This is a genomic window from Nocardioides sp. CF8, from assembly GCF_000389985.1.
Taxonomy (GTDB): Bacteria; Actinomycetota; Actinomycetes; order Propionibacteriales; family Nocardioidaceae; genus Nocardioides; species Nocardioides allogilvus.
Window position 1 is genome coordinate 2,060,341 of sequence record NZ_CM001852.1, and the last position, 17,872, is coordinate 2,078,212.

The window sequence follows — 17,872 nt, forward strand, 5'->3', positions numbered from 1 at the left end:
AACCGGACCTCGGTGATGCCCAGGCGGCGTACGGCGATGGTGATCAGCCGCACGACCTCGTCGTCGGTCAGGGTCTGGTCGTCGGGTAGCCAGTCGAGCCCCTCGGCGGGCATGCAGTAGGAGCAGCGCAGGTTGCAGCGGTCGGTCAAGGAGACGCGCAGGTCCTTGGCGACACGGCCGAATCGATCTGCGAGGGGGATCACCTGGTCAGTCTAGGTGTGTGCCGGTCACGGAGGGGCTGCGGCTAACCTCATCCGGTGAAAAGGTTCCGGTTCCTGCTGAGTCGTCGGTGGGTGCTGTTCCTCCTGACCGTGGTCGCGCTGGCCTGGGTGGCGTGGCGACTGGGCGAGTGGCAGTTCCACCGGTTGGAGGACCGCCGGGACCGCAACGCCATCATCGAGCGCAACGAGAAGCAGCCCCCGGTGCCCGTCACCGACGTGATGGCGCCCGGTGCGTCGCTGTCGGCCGACGACGAGTGGAAGCGCGTCACCGCCACCGGCACCTATGCCGTCGAGGACACCGTCGTGGTGCGCTATCGCACCCGTGACGGTGCCGCGGGCGTCGACGTCGTGGTCCCCCTGGAGCTGGCTGACGGTTCGAGCGTGCTGGTGGACCGCGGCTGGTTCGCCACCCAGAACCGTGGCGCGACGCCTGACGACGTCCCCGCGCCACCCGCCGGCGAGGTCACCATCGAGGGCTGGGTGCGCCTCGACGCCACCGGCGACAGCACCGAGGTCACCGACCAGTCCACCCGCTCGATCAACAGCGCGCAGATCGGCGAGGCGCTGGACCGCGAGGTCGTCACCGGCTTCGTGGACCTGCGCTCGGAGTCGCCCGAGCCCGCGGACCCGCTGCTGCCGGTGGAGCTGCCCGAGCTCGACAGCGGACCACACTTCTTCTACGGCCTGCAGTGGTGGTTCTTCGGGCTGCTCGCGCTCTTCGGCTTCGGCTACCTCGTCTACGACGAGGCACGGGGCGGGCGCGGCATGGTGCGCGGCACGCGTCGCTCAGAGGACCCGGAGCATCCCACCGTCGACCGGGAGCATCGCACCGCTGACGAATGACGCGGCCGGCGACAGCAGGAAGGCCGCGGCCCGGCCGAACTCCTCCGGGTCGCCGTAGCGCCCCAGCGGGATCGACTGCTCGAACGCCGCTCGCGTCGCCCGGGCGTCGCCGCTGGCCGCGTCCAGCTCAGCGACCCGGTCGGTGCCGATGCGACCGGGCAGCAGACCGTTGACCCGCACTCCCTTGGGCCCGAGCTCCTCGGCCAGGGTCTTGGCGACCATCGCGAGACCTGGGCGCAGGCCGTTGGAGACCGCCATGTCGGCGAGCGGTGCGCGCACGCTGCTCGACAGCACCAGCGCGAGCGAGCCGCCCTCCCCCAGCGCGAGACCGATCTCGCGCGAAAGCCGCACCGCACCGAGGAAGACCGACGCGAAGGCGCTCGACCACTGGTCGTCGGTGATGTCGACGACCGCACCCTTCGGCGGGCCGCCCACGGAGATCAGCGCCCCGTCGAGCCGGCCGAACGAATCCTGTGCCGCGGCGATGAGCCGGGCCGGGGTCTCGGGGTCTGCGTTGTCGGCCACCACTCCTGTGGCCCTGTCGCCCAATGCCTCGACCGCCGCGGCGATCGTGTCACCCGAGCGGCCGGAGACCACCACGCGTGCACCCTCGTCGACGAGCACGTCGGCCGTGGCCCGGCCGAGCCCGCGGGCGCCGCCGGTGACGATGAAGACCTTGTCCTCGAGCTGGAGATCCATGTCGCGAACCTACTCGCGGAACTGCGTGTCGTGCAGGGTGCGGTAGAGCCCGCCCTCGGCGATCAGCTCGGCGTGGGTGCCACGCTGGACGACGCGGCCGGCGTCGAGCACGAGGATCTGGTCGGCGTTGCGGACGGTCGACAGGCGGTGCGCGATGACCAGGGACGTACGCGAGGCGAGCGCCGCGTCGAGCGCGCGCTGCACTGCCGCCTCGGACTCGGAGTCGAGGTGGGCGGTCGCCTCGTCGAGGACGACGATCGCCGGCGCCTTCAGCAGCAGCCGGGCGATCGCGAGCCGTTGGCGCTCACCGCCCGAGAGACGGTAGCCACGGTCGCCGACGACGGTGTCGAGGCCGTCGGGCAAGGCCCGCACCAGTGCCGCGATCTGGGCGGCCTCCATGCATTGCCACAGCGCCGCCTCGGCGGCGTCGGGCCGGGCATAGAGCAGGTTGGTGCGGATGGTGTCGTGGAACATGTGCGCGTCCTGGGTGACGTAGCCGACGACGTCCTCCAGCGACTCCAGCGTCACGTCACGCACGTCCTGGCCTCCGACGCGTACGGCGCCCGCGACCGGGTCGTAGAGGCGCGCGACGAGGTGGGTGACGGTGGTCTTGCCGGCACCGGACGGGCCCACGAGGGCGATCATCTGCCCGGGCTCGGCGGTGAAGGACACGTCGTGCAGCACCTGGCCGCTCGGCCGGGCCTCGACCCGAGCGACGTTCTCCAGTGACGCGAGCGAGACCTCGTCGGCCGCGGGATAGCCGAAGTCGACGTGGTCGAACTCCAGCGAGGCCGCCGACCGCGGCAGCACCGTGGCGTCCGGCCGCTCCTGGATCAGCGAGGGCAGGTCGAGCACCTCGAAGACCCGGTCGAAGCTCACCAGCGCGGTCATCACGTCGATGCGGACGTTGGACAGGCCCTGCAAGGGACCGAGCAGCCGCAGCAGCAGGATGCCGAGGGCGACCAGGGTGCCCACGGAGAGGTCGCCCTGGATCGCGAGGTAGCCGCCGATGCCGTAGACCATCGCGGTGGCGAGCTGCGGGAGGAGGGTCATGGCGGCGAAGAAGACCCGGGTGAGCAGGGAGATGCGCACGCCCAGGTCGCGGACCACGGCCGCCTTGGCGGCGTACGACCGGTCCTCGGTCTCGCGGCGCCCGAAGAGCTTGAGCAGCATCGCGCCGCCGACGTTGAAGCGCTCGGTCATGGCGTTGCCGAGGTCGGCGTTGCCCTCCATCTGCTCGCGGGTCAGGCCGGCGAGCCGGTTGCCGACCCAGCGCGAGGTGAGCAGCAGGAAGGGGAACAGCAGCAGGCACAGCAGCGTCACCTGCCAGCTCAGCGCGAACATGGTGATCCCGACGACGAGCGCCGAGATCATGTTGGCCACCGTGCCGGACAGGGTGGACGTGAACGCGCGCTGGGCGCCGATGACGTCGTTGTTGAGCCGGCTGACCAGAGCGCCGGTCTGGGTGCGGGTGAAGAAGGCGAGCGACTGGCGCTGGACGTGGGCGAAGACCTGGGTGCGCAGGTCGTAGATCAGGCCCTCGCCGATCCGGCTGGAGAGGTAGCCACCGAGCAGGCCGAGGCCTGAGTCGATGACCGCGACCACGGCCATCGCCGCCGCGAGCCAGATGACCAGCCGGGTGTCGCCGGCGCTGATGCCCTTGTCGACGATCTGCTGGAGCAGCAGCGGAGGGAGCACGACGAGTCCGGCGTCCACCACCGTGACGGCGAGGAACATCGCGATCGCCACGCGGTGCGGGCGCGCGAACGACAGCACCCGGCGCACGGTCTGCCGCTCGATCCGCTTGTCGACCACGGTCCGGTCGGAGCGCAGGAACCGCCAGGGCGGTCCGACGCTGCCGGGTCCCATCATCGACATCTGGAGTCCTTCTCGGTCGGCCGATCAGCCGGCGAAGGCAGCGGCCACGGACCGGAAGCGACGCATCTGCGCCTCCCGCTCCAGGCGCCGCTGCTCGTCGAGCTCACGGTCGGCCGCTCCCTGCAACAACGTCTTGGTCTCGGTGACCACACCGGCCATCGGTGCGGACAGGGCAGCCGCGAGCGCCGCGACCTCGCTGTCGAGGTCGTCGACCGGCACGACCTTGTTGACCAGCCCGATGTCGACGGCCTCCTGTGCACCGACCATCCGGGCGGTGGCGCAGATCTCGAGGGCCCTGGCGTAGCCAACGCTCTCGACGAGGGGCTTTGTTCCCGTCAGGTCGGGGACGAGGCCGAGCGCCGACTCCTTCATGGAGAACTGCGCGTCGTCCGCCACGACCCGCAGGTCGCACGACAGCGCGAGCTGGAAGCCCGCCCCCACGGCATAGCCACGCACAGCGGCGATGGACACGAACCGCGGGTCGCGCAGGAACGTGAAGCCGCGCTGGAACTCCTCGATCCGGTCGGCGGCCTCCTGGTCGGAGAGGCCGAGCAGGCCGATGACGCTCTCGGCCGCGTCGGCGGCGGGGTCGAGCATCGCCCGGTCCAGGCCGGCGGAGAAGGTCGGGCCCGCTCCGGTGACCACGACGACGCGGACGTCGTCGGGGATCTGGCGGCCGATCTCGGCCAGCGCCAGCCACATCGCCGGCGTCTGCGCGTTGCGCACCTCGGGGCGGTTGAGCGTGATCGTGGCGACCGGACCGGCCACGGAGTAGTCGAGGCCGACGGCGGCGAGGTCAGGAAGCGTCATACCCGGAGTCTCTCAGAGCGCTACCTGCGGGTACGTGGCCCGGTGCCGTGTCAGGGCAGGACTGGAGGCCTGACTGGGCGGTCAGGCCAGCGACACGAGATCGGCGTAGCCCTCGTTCCACAGGTCCTCGTCGCCGTCGGGCAGCAGCAGCACCCGGTCGGGCTCGAGCGCGCGGACGGCACCCTCGTCGTGGGTGACCAGGATGATCGCGCCCTCGTAGGTGCGGATCGCGGCCAGCACCTCCTCGCGGGAGGCGGGGTCGAGGTTGTTGGTGGGCTCGTCGAGCAGCAGCACGTTGGCGCTGGAGACGACCAGGGCGGCCAGGGCCAGCCGGGTCTTCTCGCCACCGGACAGCACGGCCGCGGACTTGTGGGCGTCGTCGCCGGAGAACAGGAACGAACCCAGGACGCTGCGGGCCTCGCTGTCGGTCAGCTGGGGCGCCGCCGACTGCATGTTCTCGAGGACCGTGCGGCTGGTGTCGAGGGTCTCGTGCTCCTGGGCGTAGTAGCCCAGCTTGAGGCCGTAGCCGGGGACCACGCGGCCGGTGTCGGGCTTGTCGACGCCCGCGAGGATGCGCAGCATCGTGGTCTTGCCGGCGCCGTTGAGGCCCAGGATGACGACGCGCGAGCCCTTGTCGATGGCGAGGTCGACGTCCATGAAGACCTCGAGCGAGCCGTAGGACTTGGAGAGCTGCTCGGCGGTGATCGGGGTCTTGCCGCACGGGGCCGGGGCGGGGAACTTGATCCGCGCGACCTTGTCGGCCGCGCGCTCGCCCTCGAGGCCGGACATCATCTTCTCGGCGCGCTTGAGCATCGACTGCGCAGCGGTCGCCTTGGAGGCCTTCGCGCGCATCTTGTTGGCCTGGTCGGTGAGCGTCTTGGCCTTGGTCTCGGCGTTGGCGCGCTCGCGCTTGCGGCGCCGCTCGTCGGTCTCGCGCTGGATGAGGTAGTTCTTCCAGCCCATGTTGTAGACGTCGATCGCGCCACGGTTGGCGTCGAGGTGCATCACCTTGTTGACGGTCGCCTCGAGCAGCGCGTTGTCGTGGCTGATCACGATCAGACCACCGCGGTGCGACTTCAAGAAGTCGCGCAGCCAGACGATCGAGTCGGCGTCGAGGTGGTTGGTGGGCTCGTCGAGGAGCAGCGTCTCGGCGCCGGAGAACAGGATGCGCGCGAGCTCGACGCGGCGGCGCTGACCACCGGAGAGCGTCTTGAGCTGCTGGGTGAGGATGCGCGTCTCGATGCCGAGGCTGCTGGCGATCTGGGCGGCCTCCGACTCGGCGGCATACCCGCCACCGGCGTGCAGCTCGGCGTCGGCGCGCGCCCAGCGCTTCATCCCGCGCTCGTGGATCGCGACGTCCTCCGAGGCCATCTCCTCCTCGGCCTCACGCATGCGGCGTACGACGTCGTCGAGACCACGAGCGGACAGGATCCGGTCCCGGGCGAGCACCTCGGGGTCCCCGATGCGGGGGTCCTGCGGGAGGTAGCCGACCTCGCCGGTGGAGATCACCTTGCCGGCGGCGGGCAGCGCCTCGCCGGCCAGGATCTTGGTGAGGGTGGTCTTGCCGGCGCCGTTGCGTCCGACGAGGCCGACCTTGTCACCGGCGGCGATGCGGAAGGAGACGTCCTCCATGAGGAGACGAGCGCCCGCGCGGACCTCGAGCTGTTGGGCGTTGATCATCAGGCCCTCAGGCTATCGGTGCGGCGACACTTCCCCGTCATCGTCGGCCCCCGTCGGCCCCTAGCGATATGTTGAGCCGGAGCTGGCTCAACTCGGGCCTTGAGGAAGGGACACCGGCATGCGTTTCAACCCGAAGGCCGACATCGACACCGGACGCGTCCAGGACGCCGGCTCCGGCGGTGGCTCCATGATCCCGCTCCCGACGTCCGCGGGCGGCGGCAAGCTGGGACTGGTCCTGCTCATCGTGGGCTTCGTCATCAAGTTCCTGGCGTCGCGACGCTCCTCGCGCGCCTGAACGCGTTAGCCTCCCTCCGACTCATCGGTAGCCCCGGGAAGGGTTCATACACATGCGCTTCAATCCGAAGGCTGACATCAGCGGCGGTCGCGTCGGCGACGCCGGTAGCGGCGGCGGCGGCGGTATGCGCGGCGGTGGGATGCGGATCCCCATCCCCGGCGGCACCCGCGCCGGCGGCGGCATCGGCGGCCTGCTGATCGTCGTGCTCATCGTCGTGCTCAACATGTGCATGGGCGGCGGTGGCGGGCTCCCCTCCCCCGACGGCTCCGGCACGGGGGTCGATCCCCAGAGCCAGAGCGGCAACCCGCAGGGCATCGAGCAGGACGGCGAGCGCTATGCCAACTGCAAGACCGGCGCCGACGCCAACGAGGACGTCGACTGCGCACGCAAGGCCGTGGCGCTGACGCTCGAGCAGTTCTGGGCCAAGACCCTGCCCGAGCAGGGCGGCCCCGGGTTCACGGCTGCCCAGATCGTCACCTTCAGCGGCGGCGTCAACACCGGCTGCGGCCAGGCGACCTCGCAGGTCGGCCCGTTCTACTGCCCCGCCGACAGCCAGATCTACCTCGACACCACGTTCTTCGCCGATGTCCTCGAGGGACAGCTCGGCGGCCAGGGCGGCGACTTCGTCGAGCCCTACGTGCTGGCCCACGAGTACGGCCACCACATCCAGAACCTCCTCGGCACCATGGGCCAGGTCCGCACGCAGAAGGGCCCGCAGTCCGACGCGGTGCGCCTCGAGCTGCAGGCCGACTGCTACGCCGGCATGTGGACCCGCGACGCCAGCGACGGCGACGGGATCCTCGAGGGCCTCGACCAGGGCGACATCGACGAGGCGCTCGACTCGGCCAAGACCGTCGGCGACGACCGGATCCAGGAGAAGTCCGGCCAGGGCGTCAACCCCGAGGCCTGGACCCACGGCTCGTCCGAGCAGCGCCAGCGCTGGTTCGCCGTCGGCTACAACGAGGGCACCCTGCAGGCCTGCGACACCTTCTCGGCCAGCGAGCTCTGAGCGGTCGGCGGCCCGGCTCGACCCTCAGCTCAGGAGGGCTTCGATCTGGGCCGCCTGCCGCTGCATCGAGTGGACGTACGGCGCCACGCTGGGGTGCGAGTACTTCCCGGCCAGCGCCCCCTCGCCCTCCGCGACCCGGCGCAGTGCCCAGTCCAGGCGGCTCAGCGCCGTGTAGACGACCGTGATCCGCGCGCCGGCCGCTGCGACCAGCGCGAGCTCGGCGTCGGCCAGCCCGTCGACGTACGCCGCCAGCAGTGGCTCGAAGGCCTCGCGCGAGGCCAGCGCCCACAGCCCGAGGTCGTGACCGACGGCGCCGGTGCCCAGCGAGCTCCAGTCGATGGCGACGACGTCGTCGCCCACGCGTCCGCGCAGGTTCTCCGGGGTCGGGTCACCGTGCTGCAGCACCTGCGGCGCCGCGTCCAGCGCGTCGAGATGGCGTCCCCGCTGTCGCCAGAGGTGGTCGGCGACATCGGCCATCGTGGTGCGGGCCAGCGTCTGCCAGCCGCCTCGCCGCTCCACCCGTGAGAGCCGTTCGCGCAGCTGGCCGCGGGCCAGCCAGGGCTCGTCCGGCGGCGTCGACCCGGCGAACCGACCGAGTGCACGGGCGACGAACAGGCCCGGGTTGTCGGTCTCGTCGACCCGCTCCTGCACCATCGTGATGCCCTCGTCGTCCTCCTCGACCCGCAGCATCCTCGGTCCACGCAGGCCGGGGGTGGCCGTGACGAGTCCGTGCAGCGCGACCTGCGGCTCCCGCTCCCACCACGCCGCCGAGCGCCAGTCGGAGATCTCGGGAGGGTCGCCCTCGACGGGGGCCAGCAGCCGCTTGACGACCACGTCCCGCTCGCCCTCGCGCGCCAGCCACACGCCGTACGCCGAAGGGCTGGTGCCACCTGGCAGTCGCTGCCAGCCGGGCTCGGGCTGCCACATGGCGCTGACGCTAGCGGATGGATCAGGCGTTGGTGACGTGTACGGCGACCGCCTGCGCGTCGAGGATCGCCTGGTCCAGCACGGCGCGACGCGGGTCCGGCACCGGCAGCCAGGGCTCGACGACCTGCAGCCCGGCCAGTCGCTGGTCCGACAGCACCTCGATCACCGCCGGGTGGTCGCCACCGGTCACGAGCGGTCCACGCCCGAGGATGCGGGCCGCGTGGTCGGCGGCAGCCTCGTAGGCCTGTCGTGCCTGGTTGTCCCGGCGCCGGGCGAACCTCTGCTGGCTCTGCCCGCCGGCCTTGGTGCGCCCCTGCACGTGCCGCTGGCCGATCTTGTGCTCGACCATCGTGGGGCCGGCCATGCGTGCCACGGCGAAGCCGCCCTTGCGGACCAGCAGCACTCCCCACTCCCCCGGCGTCTCGACGGCCGCGAGGAAGGCGGCGACCTCGGGCATCGCGTCGTACGGCGTCGCGAACGGCAGCACGGCCGCGAACGTCGAGCCGTCGCCGGCCGCTCCGTGCAGCGCGCCGTCGAGAACGCTCAGGGCGGCGCCGCCGTGACCGGTCTCGAAGTTGCTCACCCACCGCTCGAAGCGGGCGGGCGGGACCAGGACGCGGTGCACGCGCGAGACGTTACCCGCCACGGAACCCCGCACCGCGTCTCGCCGTCCCACCAGCATGCGCTTCCTCCTGCCGGCCGCCCTGCTGATGGTGCTCGCTTCGTGTGGGACCGCGGACCAGGCCGGCGACGCCCCTGAGGTCGACGACGGGCTCCACCTCCCCGCCCCCGGGGACCCGGAGAACTGGTCGTCCGGGCGGTCCCCGACGTTCCAGGTCCTCACTGCCGACGGCGACCAGCTGGAGCTGGCGGCCTGGACCTTCTGCGGGCCCCGCCTCTGCGCCGACGGGGCACCCCCGGACGACCCGCCCGCGATCGGCAGCCCCGAGGAGCTCGTGTTCGGCTTCGAGCAGCCGGGCTGGGAGTTCACGGACGTGACCTTCCGCGAGCGCGGGTCCGCCTGCCCGCGTCAGATCACGGTCGCTGCCGAACGGCTCGGGCCGCGCACCTTCCGGGTCGCCCCGGCCGGGCGCGCAGGCGACTGGGACGTCGACATCTTCGGGCGCGGCCCGGAGGGCGACGCCGTCACCACCGTCCGCTGGCGCACGCCCGTCGACGGCACCACGCCCGCGGAGGCGACCGGTGTCCTCGCGGTCCTGGCCGAGCACGACGGCGAGCTCGACAGCTACGGCGTGGAGCTCTCCCTCTCCGACCTCGCCTCGCACCCCGAGCGCGCCACGGCAACCGTCACCGTGACCTCGGCGGACGGCCGTAGCGCCACCCTGACGCCACGGCCCGACCTCCGGTGCCACACCGCGGGTTCGGTGTCCTTCCGGGGGCGGCCCGAGGCCGGGCTCGCAGCGACCCGACTGGGGCAGGGGCCGTTCGACTACCGGGTGGAGCTGGACCTCGACGGCACGTCCCACGTCGGACGGGCGACGTGGCCCGAGGACGAGATCGAGGACTACGCGCCGTACGCCGCACTGACCTGGTCGCCGCCGCTGCCGGTGCACACCGGCTGACTCCTAGAGGAAGTCGAGCGGGTCGAACTCGTCGATCGGGATGACCTTGACGCGCGGCAGGGCGGAGTTGAACGCCCCGACGTCGTACTCGAGGTCGATGATCCGCAGTCCGGGCAGCCCTCGGAACGAGGCGTTGACGAACTCCCCGAAGCCGACCACGCCGACCTGCCGGGTGCCGTCGCACAGGGCGGACACCTGCTCGAGGAAGTCACCGTCATGGCTGGCCAGGATGACGTCGGCCTCGCGCGCGAGCAGCGCCTCGGCCGTGCGCTGGATGGCGATGTCGACGACCTTGCCGGCGCCGCTCAGCGGGACCGGCGTGAAGCCGATCGCGATCAGCGCCTGCACGAAGGTGGTGGGCATCTCGGTGCCGGCGGCGAGGAAGAACAGCCCCGTCACCGGCTGGTCGAAGCTCCGCTCGCTCCACTCGAGCAGGCGGTCCCAGCGCGGACGCTCCTCGGGGCGCGGACGCCGCCCGAGGATCGAGTTGCCGAGGGTCGCGTCGATGTTCTCCCCGTCGACGAGGAGGTAGGTCTTGCGTTCCATCAGGACTCGGCCCGGTAGATCACCCGGAAGCGCTCGACGATGTCGTCACCGATCTCCACCTCTTCGATCTCGAGCAGGGCCACCGGGTGACCGGCTCCGTTGCACAGGATCGACAGGGCGCCCGCGACCGGCCGCTCCACGGCCTCGTCGGCGAACTCCGAGGCGGGTGTCGAGGTCTCGAGCCGATCGTCGGAGTCGAGCCCCGCGACGAACTCGTCTGCTTCCTCCGGCGTCTCGCCGAAGGACCAGGCCGGTGGCCGGACGACCTCGAGGGTGGTCGGGCCGAAGTAGGCCGGCGCCACGTTGAGCTTGGCGTGGAACCGCGCCAGCTCCCAGAAGGTGGCAATCTCGTCGTCCGTCATGTCGGCGACACTAGCGCCCCCGGGTGCGCGTCAGTCCTGCCGCGGGGGCAGCTTGGCCAGGGCGTCTCGGACCAGGGCGACCCGGGCGGCCACCGCGACCTTGCCCCGCAGCCCGCGCGCGCCCTCGCCCAGGCTCTCCTGGACCGCCGCCAGCACCTGGCCGTCGGTGAACGTGGGGCGGGTGCCGGCAGCCACCTCGACGTCCGGGAGCGCCAGCAGGACGGGCAGCACCTGGCTCCCGACGGCGTCGAGCACCTGGTAGCGCTCGTGCCGGCTCATGGCGGCCCAGGCGTCGTCGCGATCGCGTCGCCGTACGCCTCGACGGCGCATGGCGACGACGGTCTTGGCGGCGCTGGTGACCGCCTCGGTCAGCTCGTGCTCGGTGAAGCGCACGCTCAGACGTTGAAGCCCAGGGCGCGCAGCTGCTCGCGGCCGTCGTCGGAGATCTTGTCCGGACCCCACGGCGGCATCCACACCCAGTTGATGGCCACGTCGTTGACGAGACCCTCCAGGGCGGAGTTGGTCTGGTCCTGGATCACGTCGGTGAGCGGGCAGGCCGCCGAGGTGAGCGTCATGTCGATGACGACGTTGGACCCCTCGTCGAGGTGCACGTCGTAGACCAGGCCGAGGTCGACCACGTTGATCCCGAGCTCGGGGTCGACGACGTCCTTCATCGCCTCGGTGACGTCGTCCACGGTGACGGTCGAGCCGCCACCCGCGGCAGCAGGCACGTCGGGCAGGTCGCTGTTGTCGATGGTCATGAGTTCTCCGATCTGAGGGACTGGGAGGTCGCGTCTTTCCACGCCATCCACGAGAGCAGGGCGCACTTCACGCGCGCGGGGAACTTGGCGACACCGGCAAACGCGATGCCGTCCTCCAGGACGTCCTCGTCGGGCTCGACCTGGCCCTTGCCCTGCATGAGCTCCAAGAAGGTCTGGTGGATCTGCATCGCCTCCTCGACGGACTTGCCGATCAGCAGGTCGGTCATCACGGAGGCGGAAGCCTGGGAGATCGAGCAGCCGAGGGCGTCGTACGACACGTCCTCCACCTTGTCCCCGGCGACGTGCACGCGCAAGGTCACCTCGTCGCCGCACGTCGGGTTGACGTGGTGCACCTCGGCCTCGAACGGGTCGCGGAGGCCTGCGTGGTGGGGGTGCTTGTAGTGATCCAGGATGATCTCCTGGTAGAGGCTGTCGAGATCCATCAACTCACCTTGAAGTAGGAACGCGTGTAGTTGAGGCCCTCGACCAGCGCGTCGATCTCCGCCGGTGTCGTGTAGAGGTAGGACGACATGCGTGTCGAGGCCTGCACGCCGAAGCGCGCGTGCGCCGGCTTGGCGCAGTGGTGTCCCGCGCGCACCGCGATGCCGCGCGAGTCGAGGACCTGCGCGATGTCATGGGGGTGGACGTCGGCCAGCTCGAAGGAGATCGCTCCCCCGCGCGAGGCGGCATCCAGCGGGCCGAGGATGCGCACGCCGGGCACGGACGCCAGGCCCTCGAGGGCATAGCCGGTGACGGCCTGCTCGTGGGCGTGGATGGCGTCCAGACCGATGTGGTCGAGGTAGTCGACGGCGGCACCGAGACCGATGGCCTCGATGATCGGCGGCGTCCCGGCCTCGAACTTGTGCGGGATCCCTGCGTACGTCGATCGCGCCATCTTCACGGTCTCGATCATCTCGCCGCCGCCGTGGAACGGGGGCAGCGACTCGAGCACCTCGCGGCGACCCCACAGCACGCCGATCCCGGTGGGCCCGACGACCTTGTGGCCGGTGAAGACGAGGATGTCGGCACCCGAGGCCACCACGTCGATGGGCAGCTGGGGCGCGGCCTGCGAGGCGTCCACGACCACGATGGCGCCGACCGCGTGCGCGCGCGCAGCGATCTCGGCCACCGGGTTGATGGTGCCCAGCATATTGGAGACCCAGGTCAGCGACACGACCTTGGTGCGCTCGGTGATGAGCTCGTCGATGTTCGACAGGTCGAGCCGGCCGTCCTCGGTCAGCCCGAACCAGCGCAGCGTCGCGCCCTTGCGCTCGGTCAGCAGCTGCCACGGGACGATGTTGGAGTGGTGCTCCATCTCGGTGATGACGACCTCGTCGCCCTCACCCATGGACAGCTCACCCGTCGCCCACGCCAGCGTGTTGGCCACCAGGTTGAGCGCCTCGGTCGCGTTCTTGGTGAAGATCACCTCGTCGCGGCTCGGCGCCTTGATGAAGGCAGCTACCCGGTCACGGGCCGCCTCGAACGCCTCGGTCGACTCCGAGCCCAGCTGGTGCATGGCCCGGGAGATGTTGGCGTTGTGGCGCTCGAGGTGGTCGACCATCGTGTCGATGACGACCTGCGGCTTCTGCGACGTGTTGGCGCTGTCGAGGTAGACCAGCGGAAAGCCGCCCGCGAGCTGGCGCTCGAGGATCGGGAAGTCCTTGCGGATGACTTCCAGCTCTGGAAGCAGTCCTTCCATCACATGCCTACCTTCCTTGGTTTCGACGTTGCTCGCTGCGCTCGCTGCTCAACCGGCGACGGTGGCGGGCTTCGTGTACTTGTCGTAGCCCTCGGCCTCGAGCTGGTCGGCCAGCTCGGGACCGCCCTGCTCGGCGACGCGACCGTCGACGAAGACGTGGACGAAGTCGGGCTTGATGTAGCGCAGGATCCGCGTGTAGTGGGTGATGAGCAGCACGCCCTTGTCACCCGCGGCCTTGAACCGGTTGACGCCGTCGGAGACGACCTTCAGCGCGTCGATGTCGAGGCCGGAGTCGGTCTCGTCGAGCACCGCGACCTTGGGGGCGAGCAGCTCGAGCTGCGCGATCTCGTGGCGCTTCTTCTCGCCACCGGAGAAGCCCTCGTTGACGTTGCGCGTGGAGAAGGTGGGGTCGAGGTCGAGCGCCTGCAGGGAGGCGTTGACGTCCTTGATCCAGGTGCGGAGCTTGGGGGCCTCGCCGTCGATCGCGGTCTTCGCCGTACGCAGGAAGTTCGAGACCGAGACGCCGGGCACCTCGACGGGGTACTGCATCGCCAGGAACAGGCCGGCGCGGGCACGCTCGTCGACAGTCATCGCCAGCACGTCCTCACCGTCGAGGGTGACGGTGCCGCCGGTGACGGTGTACTTCGGGTGGCCGGCGATCGAGTAGGCCAGCGTCGACTTGCCCGAGCCGTTGGGGCCCATGATCGCGTGCGTCTCGCCGTCCTTGATCGTCAGCGTGACGCCCTTGAGGATCTCCTTGGGGCCGTCCTCGGTGTCGACGGAAACCTTCAGGTCCTTGATGACAAGCGTGCTCATGAGGGGGTCACTCCATTCAGGGTGGTCTCGACGTCGACATAGACGTCGTTGTCGCGAAGTTCGACTGGGAAGGTGGCGACCGGTTCGGTCGCGGGGAACGTGGTGGGCTTGCCGGTGCGCAGGTCGAAGGTCGAGCCGTGCAGCCAGCACTCGATGGTGCAGTTGGCGACCTCGCCCTCGGAGAGGGCGACGGCAGCGTGCGAGCAGAGGTCCTGGATCGCGAAGACCTCGTCGCCGTTGCGGGCCACGGCGACGTCGAGGTCGCCGATCGTCACGGCGAGGGCCTCGTCGACGGGGACCTCGTCGAGCGCGCAGGCGCGGACGAAGGTCATGCTCCGACCTCCGCGTCCTCGCGCAGCACGTTCTTGGCCAGCTCGGCCTCGACGGTGGCCATCAGCTTGTCCTCGATCGAGGGCACGCCGATCTTGCGGATCAGGTCGTTGAAGAAGCCGTGCACCACGAGGCGGCGGGCTTCCTTGTCGTCGATGCCACGCGAGCGGAGGTAGAACAGCTGCTCGTCGTCGAAGCGGGCCGTCGCCGAGGCGTGGCCGGCACCGGCGATCTCACCGGTCTCGATCTCCAGGTTGGGCACGGAGTCGGCGTGGCAGCCGTCGCTGAGCACCAGGTTGCGGTTCTCCTCGAAGGTCTCGATGCCCTCGGCCACCTTGCGGATCAGGACGTTGCCGACCCAGACGGTGTGTGCGCCCTGGCCCTGCAGCGCGCCCTTGTAGAGCACGTTGCTCTTGGTGCGCGGCGCGGTGTGGTCGGCGAAGAGGCGGTGCTCGATGTGCTGGCCCTCGTCGGCGAAGTAGAGGCCGAGCAGCTCGGCGGACCCGCCGGGGCCGTCGTACTGCACGTTGCAGTCCATCCGCACCACGTCGCCGCCGAACGTCACCGCCACGTGCTTGTACGTCGCGTCGCGACCGACGAGCGCCTGGTGGTGCGAGAGGTGGACGGCGTCGCCGGCCCAGTCCTGCAGGGACACGACCGTCACGTCGGCACCGTCGCCCACGACCACCTCGACCACGGCCGCGACCGCGGCGGAGCCGGTGTGGTTGACGACGATGACCCCACGGCTGTGCGCGCCGAAGCGCAGCGTCATGTGGGCACCCATGGTGGCGTCGAGGTCGACACCCTCGATCTCCATGAAGATCGGCTCGGCCATCTCGTGCTCGGCCGGCACGTCGACGAGGATGCTCGCCGGCACCTCGGCCAGGACGCGGGCAGCGAACCGGGCGTTGGGCGCCCACGCGGTCACGCCGCGCACGGACTGCGCCTCGTCGCCGGTGACGACGCGGATGTCCACGCCCTCGTGCTCGGTCCACGTCGCCTTGCACGAGCGCGCCGTCAGGGGCGCGTCGGCGTGCAGGCCACGCAGTCGCTTGAGCGGGGTGAAGCGCCAGATCTCCTCGCGGCCGGTCGGGACCACGTGGTCGGCGACGTCGAAGGAGCCCTGCGGGTGCAGGTGGCTCTCGACCTTGTCCACCTCGAGGGCAGACCGGACAGATTCCGTGACAGTCACAAATTCTCTTTCTACGTGCGGGGTGGACGGAGCGTGCTGATCCCGGAGGATCAGCCCACCGCGCCCTCCATCTGCAGCTCGATCAGTCGGTTGAGCTCGAGGGCGTACTCCATCGGCAGCTCCTTGGCGATCGGCTCCACGAAACCGCGGACGATCATCGCCATCGCCTCGTCCTGCTCCATGCCTCGCGACATGAGGTAGAAGAGCTGGTCGTCGGAGACCTTGGAGACGCTGGCCTCGTGACCCATCGACACGTCGTCCTCACGGATGTCGACGTACGGGTAGGTGTCCGAGCGCGAGATCTGGTCGACGAGCAGGGCGTCGCACAGCACGTTGGACTTCGAGCCGTAGGCGCCCTCGTTGACCTGGATCAGGCCGCGGTAGGAGGTGCGGCCACCACCGCGTGCCACCGACTTGGACAGGATGCTCGACGAGGTGTGCGGCGCCGCGTGCACCATCTTGGCGCCGGCGTCCTGGTGCTGGCCCTCGCCCGCGAACGCGATCGACAGCGTCTCGCCCTTGGCGTGCTCGCCCATCAGGTAGATGGCGGGGTACTTCATCGTCACCTTCGAGCCGATGTTGCCGTCGACCCACTCCATGGTGGCGCCGGCCTCGCAGACGGCGCGCTTGGTGACGAGGTTGTAGACGTTGTTCGACCAGTTCTGGATGGTCGTGTAGCGGCAGCGGCCGCCCTTCTTCACGATGATCTCGACCACGGCCGAGTGCAGCGAGTCGGAGGAGTAGATCGGCGCGGTGCAGCCCTCGACGTAGTGCACGTAGGCGTCCTCGTCGACGATGATCAGCGTGCGCTCGAACTGCCCCATGTTCTCGGTGTTGATCCGGAAGTAGGCCTGCAGCGGGATGTCGACGTGGACACCCTTCGGCACGTAGATGAACGAGCCACCCGACCACACCGAGGTGTTGAGCGCGGCGAACTTGTTGTCGCCGACCGGGATCACGGTGCCGAAGTACTCCTGGAAGAGCTCGGGCTGCTCGCGCAGGGCGGTGTCGGTGTCGAGGAAGAGCACGCCCTGGGCCTCGAGGTCCTCACGGATCGAGTGGTAGACGACCTCGGACTCGTACTGCGCCGCGACACCGGACACGAGGCGCTGCTTCTCCGCCTCGGGGATGCCGAGCTTGTCGTAGGTGTTCTTGATGTCCTCGGGCAGGTCGTCCCACGAGGTCGCCTGCTTCTCGCTGGAGCGGACGAAGTACTTGATGTTGTCGAAGTCGATGGCCGACAGGTCGGAACCCCAGGTCGGCATCGGCTTGCGGTGGAAGAGCTTGAGGCCCTTCAGGCGCAGGTCGAGCATCCACTGCGGCTCGGACTTGAGCGCGGAGATGTTACGGACGACGTCCTCGCTGAGACCGCGCTTCGCGTCGGCACCGACGTCGTTCTTGTCGGACCAGCCGAACTCGTAACGGCCGATGCCCTGGAGCTCGGGGTTCAGTTCTTCGATGGAGGTCATGCCTTCTCCTTCTGGGTGGTGGGGATGCAAGTCGTACAGACGCCATCGCCGTGGGCGATGGTCGCGAGCCGCTGGACGTGGGTGCCGAGCACGCGGCCGATGGCCTCGGTCTCGGCCTCGCACAGCTGCGGGAACTCGTGGGCCACGTGCGAGACGGGGCAGTGCTGCTGGCAGAGCTGGTCGCCGATGGGCAGGGTGCGCACGCTGGCGGCATAGCCCTCGGCGCTGAACACCCGGGCCAGCGCCTCGGCCGGCGTCAGGCTCGAGTCCTCGGCCACGACGGCGGCGTAGTCACGCTCGACGAAGGCCACCCGGCGACGGGCGAACTCCATCACGGCCGCGTCGCCACCGGTCTCGGCGACGAACCTGAGGGCTTGTACGGCGAGGTCGTCGTACTGCTGCACGAAGGCGTCGCGCCCGGTGTCGGTGAGCGCGAAGACCTTGGCCGGCCGACCGCGACCGCGGTTGCCGTAGACCTTCTGGTCGCGCGCCTCGACGGTGCCGTCCTCGGTCAGGTGATCGAGGTGACGGCGCACCGCGGCGGCGGTCAGGTCCAACCGGGCGGCCAGGTCGGCAGCCGTGGAGGGGCCGTTCTCGAGGATCGACCGCGCCACCCGGTCACGGGTGGGTGCGTCCCCGTCGGGGGTCCCCCCGGCGCGCGTGGTGGTCGGCCTCATGAATTGCACAACGTAAGTGTGACGTTAATGCTTCCACCTGTTCAAGCAAGGCTGCCCTAACCTCGCCGCCGACCT

The 17,872-nt window shown here is 70.2% G+C and carries 21 protein-coding genes and 1 pseudogene; 4 read left to right on the top strand and 18 right to left on the bottom strand.

Annotation, left to right across the window (positions count from 1 at the left end):
• Positions 1-200 (bottom strand): annotated as a pseudogene (locus CF8_RS23090) (GTP 3',8-cyclase MoaA); the annotation flags it as partial.
• 57 nt (positions 201-257) lie between these two features.
• On the opposite strand from CF8_RS23090, the gene CF8_RS10095 reads away from it, so the two are divergent.
• Positions 258-1,064 (top strand): SURF1 family cytochrome oxidase biogenesis protein, encoded by an 807-nt coding sequence (locus CF8_RS10095; RefSeq protein ID WP_084622845.1) that lies wholly within the window; start codon positions 258-260, stop codon positions 1,062-1,064.
• Here CF8_RS10095 and CF8_RS10100 read toward each other — a convergent pair.
• The 4 genes from CF8_RS10100 to CF8_RS10115 form a co-directional block, all read right to left on the bottom strand.
• On the bottom strand, positions 1,008-1,763 hold the full coding sequence (locus tag CF8_RS10100; RefSeq protein ID WP_010833016.1) for an SDR family oxidoreductase: 756 nt from the start codon (positions 1,761-1,763) through the stop codon (positions 1,008-1,010). The genes CF8_RS10095 and CF8_RS10100 overlap by 57 nt on opposite strands.
• A 9-nt stretch (positions 1,764-1,772) precedes the next feature.
• Positions 1,773-3,641: an ABC transporter ATP-binding protein gene (locus CF8_RS10105; protein ID WP_010833017.1), complete on the bottom strand. Its 1,869-nt coding sequence runs from the start codon at positions 3,639-3,641 to the stop codon at positions 1,773-1,775.
• 24 nt (positions 3,642-3,665) lie between these two features.
• Entirely contained in the window at positions 3,666-4,451 is a 786-nt protein-coding gene (locus tag CF8_RS10110; protein WP_010833018.1) for an enoyl-CoA hydratase/isomerase family protein, read from the bottom strand.
• A gap of 81 nt (positions 4,452-4,532) precedes the next feature.
• Complete coding sequence (locus CF8_RS10115; RefSeq protein ID WP_010833019.1) at positions 4,533-6,131, bottom strand: ABC-F family ATP-binding cassette domain-containing protein; 1,599 nt, start codon at positions 6,129-6,131, stop codon at positions 4,533-4,535.
• Positions 6,132-6,249: 118 nt separating this feature from the next.
• On the opposite strand from CF8_RS10115, the gene CF8_RS22000 reads away from it, so the two are divergent.
• A complete protein-coding gene (locus CF8_RS22000) occupies positions 6,250-6,426 on the top strand; it encodes a hypothetical protein (RefSeq protein ID WP_156887204.1) in 177 nt (58 codons plus the stop codon).
• Positions 6,427-6,478: 52 nt separating this feature from the next.
• On the top strand, positions 6,479-7,435 hold the full coding sequence (gene ypfJ / locus CF8_RS10120; protein WP_010833020.1) for a KPN_02809 family neutral zinc metallopeptidase: 957 nt from the start codon (positions 6,479-6,481) through the stop codon (positions 7,433-7,435).
• A gap of 24 nt (positions 7,436-7,459) precedes the next feature.
• Here ypfJ and CF8_RS10125 read toward each other — a convergent pair whose 3' ends face one another.
• Positions 7,460-8,362 (bottom strand): hypothetical protein, encoded by a 903-nt coding sequence (locus CF8_RS10125; RefSeq protein WP_010833021.1) that lies wholly within the window; start codon positions 8,360-8,362, stop codon positions 7,460-7,462.
• 22 nt (positions 8,363-8,384) lie between these two features.
• A complete protein-coding gene (locus CF8_RS10130; RefSeq protein ID WP_010833022.1) occupies positions 8,385-8,987 on the bottom strand; it encodes an acVLRF1 family peptidyl-tRNA hydrolase in 603 nt (200 codons plus the stop codon).
• Between the two features lie 55 nt (positions 8,988-9,042).
• Between CF8_RS10130 and CF8_RS10135 the strand changes: the two genes are divergently transcribed.
• Positions 9,043-9,945, top strand: a complete 903-nt coding sequence (locus CF8_RS10135) for a hypothetical protein (protein ID WP_010833023.1) — start codon at positions 9,043-9,045, stop codon at positions 9,943-9,945.
• A 3-nt stretch (positions 9,946-9,948) separates the two neighbouring features.
• Here the strand turns inward: CF8_RS10135 and CF8_RS10140 are convergent, their stop codons facing one another.
• Genes CF8_RS10140 through CF8_RS10190 form a run of 11 tightly spaced genes read right to left on the bottom strand, consistent with a single transcriptional unit; the run spans position 9,949 to position 17,797 of the window.
• Entirely contained in the window at positions 9,949-10,491 is a 543-nt protein-coding gene (locus tag CF8_RS10140) for an NYN domain-containing protein (protein WP_010833024.1), read from the bottom strand.
• On the bottom strand, positions 10,491-10,853 hold the full coding sequence (locus tag CF8_RS10145) for a hypothetical protein (RefSeq protein WP_010833025.1): 363 nt from the start codon (positions 10,851-10,853) through the stop codon (positions 10,491-10,493). The genes CF8_RS10140 and CF8_RS10145 overlap by 1 nt, the downstream gene beginning before the upstream one ends.
• A gap of 30 nt (positions 10,854-10,883) precedes the next feature.
• Positions 10,884-11,246: a hypothetical protein gene (locus CF8_RS22005; RefSeq protein ID WP_010833026.1), complete on the bottom strand. Its 363-nt coding sequence runs from the start codon at positions 11,244-11,246 to the stop codon at positions 10,884-10,886.
• 2 nt (positions 11,247-11,248) lie between these two features.
• A complete protein-coding gene (locus tag CF8_RS10155) occupies positions 11,249-11,614 on the bottom strand; it encodes a metal-sulfur cluster assembly factor (protein WP_010833027.1) in 366 nt (121 codons plus the stop codon).
• Positions 11,611-12,057 (bottom strand): Fe-S cluster assembly sulfur transfer protein SufU, encoded by a 447-nt coding sequence (gene sufU / locus CF8_RS10160; protein WP_010833028.1) that lies wholly within the window; start codon positions 12,055-12,057, stop codon positions 11,611-11,613. The genes CF8_RS10155 and sufU overlap by 4 nt, the downstream gene beginning before the upstream one ends.
• Positions 12,057-13,313 (bottom strand): cysteine desulfurase, encoded by a 1,257-nt coding sequence (locus CF8_RS10165; protein ID WP_010833029.1) that lies wholly within the window; start codon positions 13,311-13,313, stop codon positions 12,057-12,059. The genes sufU and CF8_RS10165 overlap by 1 nt, the downstream gene beginning before the upstream one ends.
• A 48-nt stretch (positions 13,314-13,361) precedes the next feature.
• Positions 13,362-14,129 carry a Fe-S cluster assembly ATPase SufC gene (gene sufC, locus CF8_RS10170; protein ID WP_010833030.1) on the bottom strand — a complete coding sequence of 256 codons (768 nt, stop codon included), beginning with the start codon at positions 14,127-14,129 and terminating at the stop codon, positions 13,362-13,364.
• Complete coding sequence (locus CF8_RS10175; RefSeq protein ID WP_010833031.1) at positions 14,126-14,461, bottom strand: non-heme iron oxygenase ferredoxin subunit; 336 nt, start codon at positions 14,459-14,461, stop codon at positions 14,126-14,128. Before CF8_RS10175 ends, sufC begins: the two co-directional genes overlap by 4 nt.
• Positions 14,458-15,651 carry a Fe-S cluster assembly protein SufD gene (gene sufD / locus CF8_RS10180; protein WP_036490707.1) on the bottom strand — a complete coding sequence of 398 codons (1,194 nt, stop codon included), beginning with the start codon at positions 15,649-15,651 and terminating at the stop codon, positions 14,458-14,460. The genes CF8_RS10175 and sufD overlap by 4 nt, the downstream gene beginning before the upstream one ends.
• Positions 15,652-15,701: 50 nt before the next feature.
• Positions 15,702-17,120, bottom strand: coding sequence for a Fe-S cluster assembly protein SufB (gene sufB, locus CF8_RS10185; RefSeq protein WP_010833033.1), 1,419 nt, complete (start codon positions 17,118-17,120; stop codon positions 15,702-15,704).
• Positions 17,117-17,797: a helix-turn-helix transcriptional regulator gene (locus CF8_RS10190; RefSeq protein ID WP_036490708.1), complete on the bottom strand. Its 681-nt coding sequence runs from the start codon at positions 17,795-17,797 to the stop codon at positions 17,117-17,119. The genes sufB and CF8_RS10190 overlap by 4 nt, the downstream gene beginning before the upstream one ends.
• Positions 17,798-17,872 lie beyond the last annotated feature (75 nt).